Consider the following 15,780-nt stretch of genomic DNA (forward strand, 5'->3'; position numbering starts at 1 on the left):
ATTGCTCCTCACTGGCTCGCTATCACAGGGCGCCCGGAAGCCATCGCCTCTAATGCGACCATACAAAATGGCTCTGGGGCGATGGAAGGTACAGCAACCACATCCGCAAGAGAATAATAGTGTCGGATCTTTTCAGGATGAACACCACCTAAGAAAATACATTGTTCATCCAAATTTTTTGCATAATCTTTTACTTCATCTTGATATTGCGCTAATTCACCTTTTAACGCGGCATTTGGGTCACCCACAATGACGAGCTTATAACGAGGGCCTTTTTTAAAGAAAGTCTCGCACGCCTGCATTAATTCAAGTAATCCTTTATCCCTAGCGATTCGGCCAGCGAATAAAACTATTTTATCTTCTGCTGTTAGCCCAAAATCCTCACGTTTGACCTCAGGAGGCTGAGCATAAATTTCACCATCAAACCCATTACGGACCACTTCAATAAGCGCATTTGGTAAACGTTCTCTGTACCAGTTTTTCATAAAATGACTTGGCACAATGATTTTTATGTCTTCAGGGACATCTTTAGGCTCATACAAATTATGCATGTGTAACACAACGTTATTATGCCCTTCTTTCTTAATTATTTTTTTGAAGGATTTAATATGATTGTGAACAAAAATAACGCTTTCATTCGGATTTGGCGAAAATTGATGTTTAATTTTGACAATTCTATCTGCATAAGAATATGGATCTAATCTTGTCCATTTCTTAAATAGCCTTGTATACACTTTTCCAAACTTAATACGCTTAATTTCACAATACTTATTAACAACAGAATGAGCACTATACCCATCATTTCGTATACAAACGATTCGGTTTTCAATGTCTAATCGTTTGGCGACATTGTACATCCACGATTCAATTGCTGCCGCACTTTTAGGCGGTATAGAAAATATAGGAGAAACTGTTAAGATAATTTTATTAATCATCATATTATTTTCTTTTTTTTGCGTATTTTTCAAACAAATAGCAAATGCCCGACAAAATACCTGATAAATACGCACCCCGCTTTAATAGGTGTTTATATTCCTTTTTCCTTTCAACAAATTTAGTGGCATGTTTTAAATCATCCTTTGTCCAAGGTGATTGTGCTAATGCTTTATAAAAAGACTGAGAAGAAGGATAATTCGCCCATGTGTGCCAAGGTTTACTCACACCAGTGTAATGAATTAAAACCGTTTCGGGTGTAATAATGGTTTGGTATTTTTGATGTGTTCGGTCATACAGCTCATTTTTTAGGGTGTAAACTGTATTAAATTTTTTATTAAGCAGTATCAGGTCATTTCTTAAAATAAGGTTTAATACATCTTGATCAGGGTATTTAAACCGTTGTTTCGCATTTTTTGCAGACAATAACTCAAAACATTGCTGAGTAACTCGTTTTTCATGCCACTTCTTTAAATTCACAAACATAACACCCGAGTTAAAATAGGTCTCAGCTAACTGTGGTGTGTGTAGTCGCGTTTCACTTTTTGTTCTTACACCGATGTCATCAGCAATAACACCACAAACTTTGTCTTCAATTAAATTGGCTGCCAAATCTAATTGACCATCACAGATAACATCCGCATCTAAATATAAGGCAACATCATAATCTTTCGAAAGATAATCTAAAGCAACTAACCGAAAATACATCGCTGAGGACCAAACATCAGAAGCCGGCAATGTTTTTAATAATTGATTATCCAATTCATAAACATGAAATTCAGCTAGAAACTGATGAGAAATAACCTTCAATTTCTCTAAAAAGCTAGGGCTGACTTTATCTAAAAAATAATGAAATCTGAAGAACGTATTTGGGTTATTAATAAGTAAAGAGACCGCTGAAACACCCGCACCAAACTGATAGTTTTCATCCGAACCATAAATAACATCAAGACATGGTAAAGAGGTATTACTAGCATTAGCCCCCTCATTTAGCAGATATTTATTTGTTATCAGGTTATTCATGACACACTCTCTTCTGCTTGGTTGAACTATGCCCCATCATGGCGATTAAAAACCCCAAAAGAATACCTAAGGGTTTAAGGTCCACTTGTTCAAACATTCCACGAACCAGATAAAAGCCAATAAGACTTAACAACAATGCAATGAAGGCAAAGTAAATTTCCGGTTCTTCAGACCTATTTTTAATCCCTTGCATTGAGGAATAGCACATTGACAAAAATACCGCACTAAATATCGCTAACCCTACAATACCCGCACCAAACCAAATATAAAGCCAAATATTATGGGGCCCAATAGATCGCTTAAATTTCCATTCCGAATGATTTTTTACAACACTATTGTACTTTTCATGATAGATTTTATCGCCAAAACCATACCCGATAACTGGATTTTCCAGTATAAGCTCAAAAGCGGTTCCTTGGGTTCCATTAGCATAACGGTAAGAACTGTCTGTCTGCTCCAGCTTATAAAATAATTGTTTACTTGTATCAGGATAAATTAGCTTAATAGAAATAAGTGAAATTACCGAAAGGCATAATACAACCCCAATTAGCTTCCAAGGTCGTTTGAAACATAAAAATAATAACCCAGCGGCTGCAACTGCAACCCATGCCCCCCGAGCTAGCGTTCCAAGCAAAACAAACAGAAATACAATACTTAAAATATAGAAATAAATAATTTTAGATTTAGGCAATAAATACCAAAGAATAGGAAGTATTGGAAAGAAAAAAACTAACGCATCCGAAACATGCCTAAAATCATAGGTAGTAAACGGCAAGATACCCTGCTGATAAGCTATATAGTAGCGGTATAACTCAACAAGTAAAACTAAGGCTAACGATGCAGTAAAACTCGTTAATAATAGTTTTGAAATATCTTTTAGGCTTTCTCTATATAAAATAATCGGCAATAAAAGAGATAAACTTAGTATTCCATAATTTAATAAATTATTGTTGAGGGTCTTAATCGATACACTTGGTATATCTGAATAAGTTACTGATATATAAAGAAATACAGAAAAAGCACCAACCAAATATAATAGCTTATTATTTAATTTTTCCAACACTTTTTTTGTATCTAAAGATAGATAAACCAAAGATGTCGCTATCATCAAATAGAACAGAATATGCTTATATCTCGTTACATTTTCCACAAAAAAAAGAACAACAAAAATTAGTACCAAAGTCTTGTTATACTTTGAGAGAATACTTTCATTTCTTTCTAAAAAAGACATAACTTACCCAATTATTATTTAATTTAGTTTGACCCAGAAATACTGAAGATTATTTTTTATCCCAGAGAAAACCTTTCCTTGGTTAAACATATGCTTCGCACAATAACGCAAATGATTACTGCTTTTAGCCTTCAGTAACGGAATATCTTTCCAAGGCGATGCGTCCTTTGCACTAATAAAGGGTTGAGCTGTTGGATAATTCGCCCACTCATGCCAAGGCTTAGTTGGGCCAATATAATGAATCAATACCGTTTCAGGCGTGATTGGGTTTTCTTTTTTGCCTTTTTGCAGCTCATAATTGATGCTGTATTGAGTGTTATATTTGCCATCAAGGTAAATGACTTTCCCTGTTAATAGCATATTTAAAATGTCTTGGTCTAAATAGGATAATTTTGCTTTCACAGCATCTTGGGAAAGTAAATCCATTGCTTTAGTTGAGATATCAAATTTTGACCAATTCACTAAATTTAAAACTAAAAACCCTGCATTAAAATACCCCGAAGCAATACTTGGGACTCCTAGAGCATCAGCTCTTTTTTGCCACCAATTGCGATCCCTTTCAGGCACAACAGCAGCGATTTCATCATCTTTAAATTGAATATTTAGCAATGGCTGCAGCGTTCCTTGGCACATAATATCTGCATCCATATAGATCATTCTATTTAACTGGTTTGAAAAGTAGTCCGCAATAATAAACCTAAAATAAGTTGCATATGACCAATTTTTGGTACTTGGAAGCGATTTAAGCTGCTCACAGTCAACTAAATAAACTTTAATACTCGTCTTATATTGCTCAGCGAGCTGTTTAAATAATTTATTTTGCTCATCATCAAAATAGTCAGTAAATACATGAAATGAAAAAGAGATATCAGGATTGGTTTTCAATAAAGAAGCAATCGAGATCCCACAACCATATAGAAAATTACGGTCAATCCCATAGGAAATATGTAAGCTATCATTATTAACAATCGCATCAGATGACGATAAATCAATTTGTTGTGTAACCGCATTTTCTTTATTGAAGAACATTTATATCTCTCTTCTTTCTTTGACTTACAATGACTTTCTAATTGTACGTTCTTTAATTTGTGCAGCTTTGCTTTCCGCTTTAGCGATCAATGACGCTTCCTGTTGCAGAATATCTCGTAGCGATAAGCCAAAGTAGACTTTCATAAAACGAAGAACATCACGCTGAGTGAGCCCAATATTTAATGATGAATAATATAAACCAATTAAGTCTTTATTTCGCCAACGAATTGGAACAGAATTTCTGAGTTGTGCTCTGTGCAAATCAATAACCGATATTTTTAGCTGTTCTTCATTTCCCGTAAATGGCAAATGCAGTAAAAAATGGCAAATATAACAATCACGATGGTTAATACCCGTTGCGTGCATTTTACGCACCATTTTCGCGACCCGACGAATAATCATTTGCTTGGTACTGAAAGTTGGCGGGTTATCTAACCAATTTGCACAATAATCCTCCAAACTCACCGTCGGGGTCAAATCTTCAGTAATAATAAAGGAGTGGCGACGAAGAGGATTAACCCCTTTTTGCCCGAAAGCTCGGCCATTCATAGTATCTACCCCCACTTGGGTAAGTTGATGAATAGCATTCCACTCTCTATCAGCCCCTAATACCGGCAACCGAAAAGATAATAAGTTTTTAAGGACTTCTTTCAGTGTAGTCCCATAATGAATTTTTATAAAATAGCTACGCCCTTCAAGTTCAAAGCGCAGCGTTTTACGTGTCTCTAACGCACGAAAAACTTCACCTTGTAACTTATCAGCTTCGATAAAGGGATCTTTATTTTTCCACAACTCGCTAAAAGGGGTTTTTAACTCAATCATTTGCTTCCCCCTAAAATAATATCTGCGGCTTTTTCTGGTAAACTATACAAATCTTCTGTATCCGCAAAATAGCACGCATTACTTGCCCATTGTGCTAATTGAGCCGGATTTTTTAAACTATTTTCTAAAGCCAAGTTTAAAACGGTTTGTTCAAAAGGTTCATTTACCACAATACCGCATTGAGCTTGGCTAATAAATGAAGCATATCCACACACTTCTGTGACAATAATCGGTAAACCTGCAGTAATCGCTTCTAATAACACGATACCTGCAGCTTCTTGATAGGCCGGATGCATTAATATATCGGCTGCTGCCATTAATTCGGCAATATCATTACGTCCGCTAAAGAAAGAGACTTGTGAGCCGATTCCCAGTGTTTTCGCTAACTGCTGGTATTTCACCGGTTTATCTTGGCCAACTACCATCAATAACGTGTTTTTCTTAATGTCTTCGGGCAATGCCGCAATGGCTTTTATGGTCCGGTCAACACCTTTACGTTTGAAGTCAGAGCCTACCTGCAATACTAAAAATGCAGATTCAGGTATTTGATTTTTTTCACGATAAACTCTTTTGGCGTCAGCAATTTGTTTATCATATTTTCTATCTTGGGCAATACCGGGAGGTAGCATATGAAAACGCTCATTTTCAGTTCCATAATGCTTTTTAAAATGACTAATTTGATGTGGCGTTAACATTAATAGCTGTGTCGGTTTCCCCACTGCAAAAACCGCTTTTTCAAATGCGGCATAGTGTTTATAGCGAGGTGTCAGCTTATACAAAAACCCTTTTTCTTCAGCGACTTTTTGTGCATAACAGACATCAGCTGCATAATAAACATCCAACCCTGGCATTTTATTGAAACCAATTATCCGCTCAGCAGGGTGCCGCTTTAAATGAGCTAACACCCAGTCACAATATTGTGCATTTCGCCCATGATTCGTCTTTGAAGTTACCGGCACGATAATAATTTCAAAACCACTAGGCTTATCACCTTCCCATGATTGGGTATAAACACGGACGTGATGACCACGTGACTGGCATTCAGTTGCAATACGTAGGAAATCCCGCTGTAACCCACCAAACGGAAAGTATTTATATAAGCAAAATGCCAGATTCATGTTAATACCTTGTCATCATAGAGCGAATATTCATCGGCAACATTTTCTCTGTTGCTTTAATTACATCAGAAGCTGGAATAATGGATAAATACTTTTTATCACGATCTAGCTCTTCTCTCGGTGGCATAGTTTCATAATCACCCGCCCAAAACTGAACGACATTATCGCTCCAAGGCCGCCAAAAAATATGATTTGTCGCACCGAAAAGGCACACTATTGGCGTTTTAACTGCAGCAGCAATGTGCATTGGTGCCGAATCAACACCAATAAATAAAGCGGCATGAGCAATCAATGCACCTAGCTCAGGAAATGAAGTTTTCCCTGCAAGCTCAGTAACGGGCTTTGTTTGGCAGCCATTTGCAATATCACTGATACATTCCAAATCTTCTTTACTCGGCCCCGAAGTTAAAACCACTTGATAACCACGAGACTGCAATGCATCAATGACGGCTGAGAATTTTTCATTATCCCAACACTTAAAAGCTTGGCGCGCTGTTGGTTGGATGACGACATAGCTGCTATGGACACCAAGGCTTAATAACCTTTCATCAATATTTTTCCAATCCTGCTCTGAATAAGACATAGTTAGATGTGTTTTTAGTTCTTTTATTTCTAACGGCTTGAGCACAGATAAGTTATTTAGAACAACATGTTCACCCTCAGGCTCTGTCAGATGCGTAAAACTATTACACCAATATTTAGAGCCTCGATGGGCAAACTGATGGGAAATTTTTGTACTAGCAGGAATTGCTCGAACCAATACACTCACCATCCATTGGTCTGCTAGATTAACAACTAAATCATATTTATTTTTACGCAGCTTTAGCAGTAATTTAATAAAATTACATGCTTTACTCAGCCCACCACTTTTTTTCCCCGCCATGCCGTACAAAGCATTAATTTCAGCATTTTCAGAGAGGATAGGGATAGTATCCTGATAAAGCAAAACATCAATTTCAGCATCAGGATATTGGTGTTTTAATGAGCTGATAACTGGTGTTGTCAGCAGCATGTCCCCATGAAACCTCATCTTGATCACAAGAATTTTTTTAAACTGTTTTTTCACCAGGCACTCTTAATCAAGTCTATATGTAAAAGACAATAGTCATTCGACAACAAATATCATTATTAATTCAATGAATACTCTCTATGTTACTACTTTCATTATAATGGTCATAGCTTCGAATGCGCATATCATCGATAACCCAAATTTTAGGTAAAAAAAAACTCAGCCGAAGCTGAGTTTTTAACGCAGAAAGCAAAATTATTTAATTTTTGCTTCTTTGTAGATCACATGCTTACGAACAACTGGATCGAATTTTTTCAGTTCCAGTTTTTCTGGCATTGTGCGCTTGTTCTTCGTAGTGGTATAGAAATGACCTGTACCTTCAGAAGAGACTAGCTTGATTTTCTCGCGAATACCTTTAGCCATTTTTTAGCTCCTTAGTACTTCTCACCACGGGTACGCAGTTCAGCAAGAACAGCATCAATACCCTTTTTATCGATAACACGCATACCTTTAGCAGATACACGCAGTGTTACGAAACGTTTCTCAGACTCAACCCAGAAACGGTGAGAGTGCAGGTTTGGCAAAAAACGACGTTTGGTCGCGTTTAATGCGTGTGAACGGTTGTTACCGCTCATTGGACGCTTGCCAGTAACTTGGCAGACTCGTGACATGTCTATTCTCCAAAAATCTAATCAGCTCGAGCTTTTTTGTTCTGGGTATGGCCGCCTCGTCAGGCTTAGGAGCCCATCTCAGCAAACTTTCATTGACTGAAAAAACCGTTAATACCTGAATAAAGATTTACTTTACTAAGACGTAAAAATTTACTGAGATAGGCCCTTCTCGCCAAACCCAAGATCCTTAAAGGTGGCGTAGTATACGCTTTCAATCGTTTTCACTCAAGCCCAACACAAAGAAAGTTGTCATTTTTTAGGCAAAAAAATAATTTTATAACCACCCTCGTTCTACAAATGAGACACATTGCTTATGCCCGACGACAAAATGGTCAAGTAGTTTAATCCCCATAATAGCGCAAGCTCGCTGGATTCGCTCTGTCACTTGCCTATCAGCTGTACTGGGTTCTGGGTTACCCGATGGATGATTATGGGCTAATATAATACCGTTCGCATTCATTTTTATGGCAAAGCGAATAATTTCTCTGGGGTGGACTTCAACTTTGTTCAAAGTACCTTTAAACAACTCTTCATGGCAAATAATTTGATTTTTATTATTTAAAAATATCACGACAAAAACTTCACGCTCTTGCCCTGCGAATAAATCCAACAACTTTGCTTTCAACTGTTCAGGCCCAGTCATCACATCTTCATATAAAAATTGTTCAGAGAAAAAGCGTCGAGCTAGTTCACTGACGGCCTGTAGTTGGGTAAATTTACAACTCCCCATTCCTTTACAGTGTTTTAGTTTTTCGTAGTCTGCTTGTAGAAGCAAATACACTGAACCAAACTCCTGTATTAAACGCTTCGCAAGCTGCAAAACAGGTTCACCTTGGCTCCCTGTACGCAAAAAAATAGCGAGTAGCTCAGCATCAGATAACGCAGCCGCCCCGTATGCGAGTAGCTTTTCTCTTGGTGGTAAATCTAGATGTTCACTCATCATATTCTTTGTCCCTAAATCCCTTGCATCCTTTTTATCTAGCCTAAAAAACATTCACAACCCCTCACATATGGGTTTGCGTAGCGCTTCGCAAAAATAGTACTGTGACGAAAAATCGAGCGCGCCACCTCTAGCTTCTCTGTGGTAATATGCCTCCCATGTTGACCGAATTGGATAAAAATAATGAATCAACTATCACTATTAGGTAAGCAGATAGTTATTGGTATTAGTGGGGGCATTGCCGCTTATAAAATCCCTGAACTTACCCGCCGTTTGCGCGATAAAGGTGCGATTGTGCGTGTTGTAATGACTCAAGGTGCAAAAGCCTTTATTACACCTTTAACCTTACAAGCCGTTTCAGGGCATCCTGTTTCCGATGACTTACTCGACCCAGCCGCTGAGGCTGCCATGGGACATATTGAACTCGCTAAGTGGGCAGATATCATTATTCTAGCGCCTGCTACTGCGGATTTAATTGCTCGCCTCAGTGCAGGAATGGCAAATGATTTACTCACAACAGTTTGTCTTGCTTCCGCTGCACCGATTGCACTTGTGCCAGCAATGAACCAACAAATGTACAAAGCAAAAGCAACGCAAGAAAATTTAATCAAATTGCAACAACGCCAATGTATGATTTGGGGGCCGGACGCAGGTAGCCAAGCTTGCGGTGATATTGGTCCTGGTCGCATGATTGACCCACTAGAAATTGTTCGTCTAACCAGTGAGTTTTTTACCCCTAAACTCGACTTACAAGGTATCAAATTAATGATCACTGCTGGCCCAACACGGGAAGCACTCGACCCCGTTCGTTTCATCAGCAACCATAGTTCGGGGAAAATGGGTTTTGCCATTGCTAAGGCAGCCAGTCAACGTGGTGCTGACGTCACTTTGATTGCGGGCCCTGTAAATATTGAAACACCAGAAGGGGTTAAGCGGATTGATGTCACGAGCGGCCTAGAAATGTATGAGCAAGTTCATCAAACCATTACAGAGCAAAATATTTTTATTGGTTGCGCCGCAGTTGCAGATTACCGAGCAAAAAACATTGCTGAAAACAAAATAAAAAAACAAGGTGATGAAGTTTCGATTACACTTATCAAAAATCCAGATATCGTGGCTAGTGTCGGCAACCTAAAACACAATAGGCCATATGTTGTTGGGTTTGCAGCTGAGACCCAAAATGTGGAAGAATACGCACGCCAAAAACGACAGCAAAAACAACTCGATCTCATTTGTGCCAATGACGTCTCACTAGCAGACAATGGATTTAATAGCGATAACAACGCGTTACATATTTTTGATGCTAACGGTGATACACGTTTGCCTCACTGCAATAAAAACGAATTAAGCCACTATTTACTTGACGAGATACTTCAACGTTATGAAAAAAATTGACCTAAAAATCCTTGATAGCCGTATCGGTAATGAATTTCCTCTACCAGCCTACGCCACTACAGGTTCTGCTGGTTTAGATTTACGTGCATGCCTTGATGCACCTATCGATCTGGCGCCAGGTCAAACAGAACTTATTCCAACGGGTTTAGCCATTCACATTGCTGATGAAAGCCTTGCTGCTGTGATCTTACCTCGTTCAGGTTTAGGACATAAACATGGCGTCGTACTTGGTAACCTAGTTGGGCTCATTGACTCTGATTATCAAGGGCAACTTATGGTGTCTGTCTGGAACCGTAGTGATAAAACTTTTACTATTGAACCCGGTGAACGTATGGCTCAAATGGTATTTGTCCCGGTTGTTCAGGCGGAATTTAATATTGTTGATGATTTTGACGCAACAGAGCGTGGGGCTGGCGGTTTCGGCCATTCCGGCCGTCAATAAATAGAATATCCTGATAACAAATATGCTAGATAGAACCTGAATTAGGTTCTATCTTTATGAATAAAAACAATCAGCCGCATATTTTCTTTCAGGAAGCTTGCTCAACATTACTTATATTTTAAACATTTTTTAAATCCATTTTGCTTTGTAAGTCTCTTTACTAAGAGCAAAATTTTGGATAGTTTGTTTTGCTGTTTTAGCAGGGGTCTTATTAGACATGGCAGAAAAAGCGACAACACAAAAACGTAACAGACGTGATGAGATTTTACAGGCTCTTGCGTTAATGTTAGAAAGTAGTGATGGTAGCCAACGCATTACAACAGCAAAACTTGCTGCTACGGTTGGTGTATCAGAGGCTGCGCTGTATCGTCATTTTCCGAGTAAAATGAAAATGTTCGATAGCCTCATTGGGTTTATTGAAGACTCATTGGTTTCGCGCATTAATCTGATTTTAAGTGATGAAAAAGATACGATAATTAGAATTAAACTAATACTAGCGCTAATACTTGGTTTTTCAGAGAAAAACCCTGGGCTAACGCGTATAATGACAGGCCACGCTCTGATGTTTGAGCAAGATAGGCTTCAAGATCGTATTAATCAATTATTTGAACGTATAGAATCGCAATTGCGGCAGGTGTTGAAAGAGAAAAAAATACGTGATGGTCATGGGTTTATTCATGATGAGTCACTGCTTGCTTCTCAGCTATTAGCCTTTTGTGAAGGAATGCTCTCACGTTTTGTACGTTCTGAATTTCGTTATCGGCCAACCGTCGAGTTTGAATCGCGCTGGCCTTTAATTCTAGCTCAGTTACAATAACCGATTGTTTATACTACTCACCCCGCCCATCATTGGGCGAGGGCTTTTTTTACTCGATTCCGTATTGTTCGCGGTAAGCCTTCATAGCCGCTAAATGTTCCTGCATACCTTCCTGTTCAGAGAGGTAAGTGATTAAATCGCTCATGGTAATAATTGAGTAAACTTTACAGCCATAATCACGCTCAACCTCTTGCACTGCTGAAATGTCACCTTTACCTTTTTCTTGGCGATCAAGGCATAGCAAAACACCATTCAACGTCGCTTGTTGTTGTTTAATAATTTCCATTGACTCACGAATTGCCGTTCCTGCAGTAATAACATCATCAACTACCACAACACGCCCTTTCAAAGGACTCCCAACTAACACGCCACCTTCCCCATGGTCTTTAGCTTCTTTGCGATTGAAGCAATATGGCATATCGATGTCATGATGTTCAGAAAGTGCTACCGCTGTCGTCGTTGCGATAGGGATCCCTTTATACGCAGGGCCAAAGATGACATCACACTCAATTGCGCTATCTTGTAATGCTTGTGCATAAAAACGACCGACAAGTGCCAGATCACGCCCTGTATTAAATAACCCCGCATTGAAAAAATAAGGGCTTTTACGACCTGATTTCAGCGTAAACTCACCAAATTTAAGTACCTGTTTTTTCATGGCAAGTTCAATAAAATCGCGCTGATAGGCTTTCATTGGTCATTCTCCTCGTTGATGATTATTTATCTATATTCAAAGCTGCTAATTGGTTGATGAACCAGCAGACATAAAAAAGGCGACTATTTAGCCGCCTAATTAATGATTAACTTACTTCAGCGCTTCTCGCTGAGCTTCAAAAATGGTATTTAAACCTGTTTTAGCTAATGCCAATAGAGCAAGTAGCTCTTCATGACTAAATGGTTCGCCTTCTGCGGTGCCCTGCACTTCAATCATTCGGCCATCATCCATCATGACAACATTCATATCTGTTTCAGCTGCAGAATCTTCAACATATTCAAGGTCACATAGGGCTTCTTGATTTACAATTCCGACAGAAACGGCTGCAACCATTGATTTTAGTGGACTTTTTGCAATTTTACCTTGCTCAACCATATTGTTCAGTGCATCAACTAGAGCTACACAGGCACCAGAAATCGCTGCTGTACGTGTACCGCCATCCGCTTGGATAACATCACAGTCTAAAGTAATGGTGTATTCACCTAATTTTTTAAGGTCAACAGCAGCACGTAAAGAACGTGCGATTAACCGTTGGATTTCCATCGTACGACCCGTTTGTTTTCCTCGTGCAGCTTCACGTTGATTACGTGAATTTGTTGCGCGCGGTAACATACCATACTCCGCTGTAACCCAACCTTGCCCCTGCCCTTTTAAAAAACGAGGAACACCTTCTTCAACAGTTGCATTACATAACACCTTCGTGTCGCCAAACTCAATAAGAACAGAGCCTTCTGCATGCTTAGTATAGTTGCGCGTGATGGTAATCGGGCGCATTTGGTCTGCTTGTCTATCTGCTGGGCGCATGGTGTTATCTCCATTATCAACTCAAATTGGGACGCATTATACGTTGTTCAAGCGATAATGCCTATCCTGTCATCCTGCATAGCGTTATAATCTCCTAAATCTTTACGATAATGGGAACGAATTATGATCCGTAGTATGACCGCTTTTGCCCGTCGGGACATCAAGGGTGAATGGGGGAATGCGGCCTGGGAGCTGCGTTCCGTGAACCAACGTTATTTAGAAACGTATATTCGCTTACCTGAGCAATTCAGAAGTCTTGAGCCCGTCATTCGCGAGCGCCTGCGTTCTCGCTTAACACGTGGAAAGGTGGAATGTAGTCTACGCTTTGAGTTAGATGGCGCAAATCGTGGCGAGTTAATCCTAAATGAGCAATTAGCACGACAATTAATCAGTGCTGCGAATTGGGTTAAAAATTACAGCCATGAAGGTGAAATCAACCCATTAGAAATTTTGCGTTGGCCTGGAGTGATGTCAGCTGGCGAGCAAGATTTAGACATAATTAGCGAACAACTAATGGCAGGGTTAGATGAAGCGATTGATGCCTTTATCCAAAGCCGTGAAGCTGAAGGGGCATCCTTACATACACTTATTGAGCAGCGACTTGACGGTGTGCTAGCAGAGGTCGCCAAAGTACGTCAACACATGCCAGAAATTCTACAATGGCAACGTGAACGCTTACAAAACAAGTTAGAAGAAGCTGACATTCAAGTGGATAACAACCGCTTGGAACAGGAACTTATTCTATTGGCTCAACGTGTTGATGTTGCAGAAGAATTGGATAGATTAGAAGCACACGTTAAAGAAACACGTAATATCTTGAAGAAAAAAGAGGCAACTGGCCGCCGTCTTGACTTTATGATGCAAGAATTCAACCGCGAAGCGAATACGTTAGCATCAAAATCAATTAATAGCGAAGTCACAACTTCAGCAGTTGAGCTCAAAGTATTAATCGAACAAATGAGAGAACAGATTCAGAACATCGAATAATCACTCTGTTACGATTTTAATCCATAAAAAAGCCAACCGATGAAGTGACCTTATTTATCGTTTGGCTTTTTTCTTTGAAAAGATTCTCAAATTCACTCGAAATAGGTGCTAATTGTCACGATTTTTGAACCTGTATTCCACAACAACCCTTCGAAGATATTAAAAAATTTTTACCCAAGAAGTATTCGGGGAAAAATAGACTATTACCACGATATTCATTATTTCTTTCCAAATAATGAATAGAAACGATTAAATCAATTTCCATAAAAATACATAATCATTTGATTTTTAATCATAAATATTATTTTCTTCCTGTTTTTTCCAAAAATAAGATCTCGCTCATAAATCAATCAAATGTTTTGAGTTCAATCACAGATAACAAAACAGATCTTTGACACCACAATAACGGCTTATTAACATCCATCTTGTATACAAGTTGAATTCAATATAAATACAATAAGGTTGATTACCTCGACAAACCAATAAAAAGGTAACTCTATGTCACATAATGATTCTGTTGTAACACCAGCAACAAAAGACTCACCAGGGCGTTTACGTTGGGGATTAGCAGCAATATTTTTTATTATCGGTTTGATTGCATATATGGATCGCGCCAATATTTCCATTGTTGCCGAACATATGATGACCGATTTAGGAATGAGCAAAGTTCAATTTGGCTTTTTGGGTGCGTTATTTTCGCTTGGCTATGCACTTGCCCAAATTCCAAGCGGAATACTTGCAGAACGGTTTGGTAGCAGGCTTATCGCAACCATTAGCCTTTACGTTTGGTCCGCATTCACAATATTAACGGTCGTTGCCCCTACCTATATTTGGCTATGCATCGTACGCTTCCTATTTGGTGTTGGAGAAGCGCCGCTCTATCCTGCGAATGCCGTCTTTAATACATGGTGGTTTCGCCAAAATGAAAAGGCACGAGCCGCTAGCTTCTTACTTGCCGGTTCCTATTTCGGGCCTGTGATTGCCCCCACCCTTACCGTATTTATTATGATTTCGTTCGGGTGGCATGCCGTTTTTTATATCTTCGGTGTGATTGGTATTCTTATCGGTATGGTCTGGTATTTCTTTGCCAGAAATAAACCTGAACAACATCCAAAAATTTCTCAAAGTGAAATTGTATTTATTCAAGGAGGCCGAACAATTAGTGAGCAAGGAGGTGCTGATGTTAAAGCCCCTTGGCGCAAATTTATGAAAGAACGTCCGTTCTGGGCTGTTGGTTTCCAATATTTTTTTGTCGCCTACATGACCACCTTATTTATGATTTGGCTCCCCACCTATTTACAAGAGGCTCGTGGTTTCTCATTAACCCAAATGGGCGTTGCCGCCAGTTTTCCTTGGCTAGCAATTTGTATCGCGGTACTCACTGCAGGTTCAATTTCTGATTGGTTACTCAACAAAGGGTACTCACAGTTAGTCGCTAGGGGATATATCGCCATTACCGGTTTTATTCTCTTTATTGTGGGTATTTGCGGCGCTGCTCAAACTGAAAGTGCCATTGCGAGTGTTGCATGGCTAACTCTTGCACTCGGTTCTCTAGGATTACCAGTTGTGACCTCTTGGGCAATTGCAGCAGATAAGGGCCGCCAATATGCAGGCTCTGTCAGTGGATGGATGAATTTATGGGGTAATCTCGGTGGTGTTATTTCCCCCATTCTATGTGGCTGGCTTGCACAGCATTTCGGCTGGACCGTCGCTTTACTTTTCAATGTGATACCTATCAGTTTAGCGATTGTTTGCTGGTTTTTCATTCAGCCAGATAAACCATTAGCTGCGGCAGTTAATCCTGACTAATTTTCACCCATATACATTATGTTCAATACAATAAA

The 15,780-nt window shown here is 39.2% G+C and carries 17 protein-coding genes; 5 read left to right on the forward strand and 12 right to left on the reverse strand.

The annotated features are described in order from the left end of the window. Positions 1 to 8: 8 nt before the first annotated feature. The 10 genes from P3L40_RS22135 to radC all read right to left on the reverse strand — a co-directional run bounded on the left by P3L40_RS22135 (position 9) and on the right by radC (position 8,776). A complete protein-coding gene (locus tag P3L40_RS22135; RefSeq protein WP_316928002.1) occupies positions 9 to 938 on the reverse strand; it encodes a glycosyltransferase in 930 nt (309 codons plus the stop codon). A gap of 1 nt (position 939) precedes the next feature. Next, complete coding sequence (locus tag P3L40_RS22140) at positions 940 to 1,956, reverse strand: glycosyltransferase family 8 protein (protein ID WP_112308430.1); 1,017 nt, start codon at positions 1,954 to 1,956, stop codon at positions 940 to 942. Next, positions 1,949 to 3,187, reverse strand: coding sequence for an O-antigen ligase RfaL (gene rfaL / locus P3L40_RS22145; RefSeq protein ID WP_112308431.1), 1,239 nt, complete (start codon positions 3,185 to 3,187; stop codon positions 1,949 to 1,951). Before rfaL ends, P3L40_RS22140 begins: the two co-directional genes overlap by 8 nt. An 18-nt stretch (positions 3,188 to 3,205) precedes the next feature. Continuing rightward, positions 3,206 to 4,216, reverse strand: coding sequence for a lipopolysaccharide 3-alpha-galactosyltransferase (gene waaO / locus P3L40_RS22150; RefSeq protein ID WP_110592784.1), 1,011 nt, complete (start codon positions 4,214 to 4,216; stop codon positions 3,206 to 3,208). A gap of 24 nt (positions 4,217 to 4,240) precedes the next feature. Then, a complete protein-coding gene (gene rfaP, locus P3L40_RS22155) occupies positions 4,241 to 5,038 on the reverse strand; it encodes a lipopolysaccharide core heptose(I) kinase RfaP (protein WP_004265130.1) in 798 nt (265 codons plus the stop codon). After that, positions 5,035 to 6,156, reverse strand: coding sequence for a glycosyltransferase family 4 protein (locus P3L40_RS22160; RefSeq protein ID WP_210852776.1), 1,122 nt, complete (start codon positions 6,154 to 6,156; stop codon positions 5,035 to 5,037). The genes rfaP and P3L40_RS22160 overlap by 4 nt, the downstream gene beginning before the upstream one ends. Before the next feature lies 1 nt (position 6,157). Beyond that, positions 6,158 to 7,222, reverse strand: a complete 1,065-nt coding sequence (gene rfaQ / locus P3L40_RS22165; protein ID WP_210852778.1) for a lipopolysaccharide core heptosyltransferase RfaQ — start codon at positions 7,220 to 7,222, stop codon at positions 6,158 to 6,160. Positions 7,223 to 7,420: 198 nt separating this feature from the next. Beyond that, entirely contained in the window at positions 7,421 to 7,588 is a 168-nt protein-coding gene (rpmG, locus tag P3L40_RS22170; RefSeq protein ID WP_004265124.1) for a 50S ribosomal protein L33, read from the reverse strand. 11 nt (positions 7,589 to 7,599) lie between these two features. Next, the gene (gene rpmB / locus P3L40_RS22175; RefSeq protein WP_004265123.1) at positions 7,600 to 7,836 is read right to left on the reverse strand and encodes a 50S ribosomal protein L28; all 237 of its coding nucleotides are present in this window, start codon (positions 7,834 to 7,836) and stop codon (positions 7,600 to 7,602) included. A 274-nt stretch (positions 7,837 to 8,110) separates the two neighbouring features. Next, positions 8,111 to 8,776: a RadC family protein gene (gene radC / locus P3L40_RS22180; protein WP_094962934.1), complete on the reverse strand. Its 666-nt coding sequence runs from the start codon at positions 8,774 to 8,776 to the stop codon at positions 8,111 to 8,113. A gap of 183 nt (positions 8,777 to 8,959) precedes the next feature. On the opposite strand from radC, the gene coaBC reads away from it, so the two are divergent. The 3 genes from coaBC (at position 8,960) to slmA (ending at position 11,430) form a co-directional block, all read left to right on the forward strand. Next, the gene (coaBC, locus tag P3L40_RS22185; RefSeq protein WP_004265117.1) at positions 8,960 to 10,171 is read left to right on the forward strand and encodes a bifunctional phosphopantothenoylcysteine decarboxylase/phosphopantothenate--cysteine ligase CoaBC; all 1,212 of its coding nucleotides are present in this window, start codon (positions 8,960 to 8,962) and stop codon (positions 10,169 to 10,171) included. Beyond that, positions 10,158 to 10,613 (forward strand): dUTP diphosphatase, encoded by a 456-nt coding sequence (gene dut / locus P3L40_RS22190; RefSeq protein ID WP_094962911.1) that lies wholly within the window; start codon positions 10,158 to 10,160, stop codon positions 10,611 to 10,613. Before coaBC ends, dut begins: the two co-directional genes overlap by 14 nt. A 217-nt stretch (positions 10,614 to 10,830) precedes the next feature. Beyond that, positions 10,831 to 11,430, forward strand: coding sequence for a nucleoid occlusion factor SlmA (gene slmA / locus P3L40_RS22195; protein ID WP_004265112.1), 600 nt, complete (start codon positions 10,831 to 10,833; stop codon positions 11,428 to 11,430). A 49-nt stretch (positions 11,431 to 11,479) separates the two neighbouring features. Here the strand turns inward: slmA and pyrE are convergent, their stop codons facing one another. Together pyrE and rph are read right to left on the reverse strand one after the other, a co-directional pair. Further along, positions 11,480 to 12,124 carry an orotate phosphoribosyltransferase gene (gene pyrE, locus P3L40_RS22200; RefSeq protein ID WP_004265110.1) on the reverse strand — a complete coding sequence of 215 codons (645 nt, stop codon included), beginning with the start codon at positions 12,122 to 12,124 and terminating at the stop codon, positions 11,480 to 11,482. A 111-nt stretch (positions 12,125 to 12,235) separates the two neighbouring features. Beyond that, the gene (gene rph / locus P3L40_RS22205) at positions 12,236 to 12,949 is read right to left on the reverse strand and encodes a ribonuclease PH (RefSeq protein ID WP_004265108.1); all 714 of its coding nucleotides are present in this window, start codon (positions 12,947 to 12,949) and stop codon (positions 12,236 to 12,238) included. 123 nt (positions 12,950 to 13,072) lie between these two features. Between rph and P3L40_RS22210 the strand changes: the two genes are divergently transcribed. Then, the gene (locus P3L40_RS22210) at positions 13,073 to 13,936 is read left to right on the forward strand and encodes a YicC/YloC family endoribonuclease (RefSeq protein ID WP_036959080.1); all 864 of its coding nucleotides are present in this window, start codon (positions 13,073 to 13,075) and stop codon (positions 13,934 to 13,936) included. 498 nt (positions 13,937 to 14,434) lie between these two features. Next, positions 14,435 to 15,745 carry an MFS transporter gene (locus P3L40_RS22215; RefSeq protein WP_004906166.1) on the forward strand — a complete coding sequence of 437 codons (1,311 nt, stop codon included), beginning with the start codon at positions 14,435 to 14,437 and terminating at the stop codon, positions 15,743 to 15,745. The last annotated feature ends 35 nt before the right edge of the window (positions 15,746 to 15,780 follow it).

Origin of the sequence: Providencia sp. PROV040 (assembly GCF_032706145.1) — a bacterium.
In the GTDB taxonomy this organism is placed as follows: Bacteria; Pseudomonadota; Gammaproteobacteria; order Enterobacterales; family Enterobacteriaceae; genus Providencia; species Providencia hangzhouensis.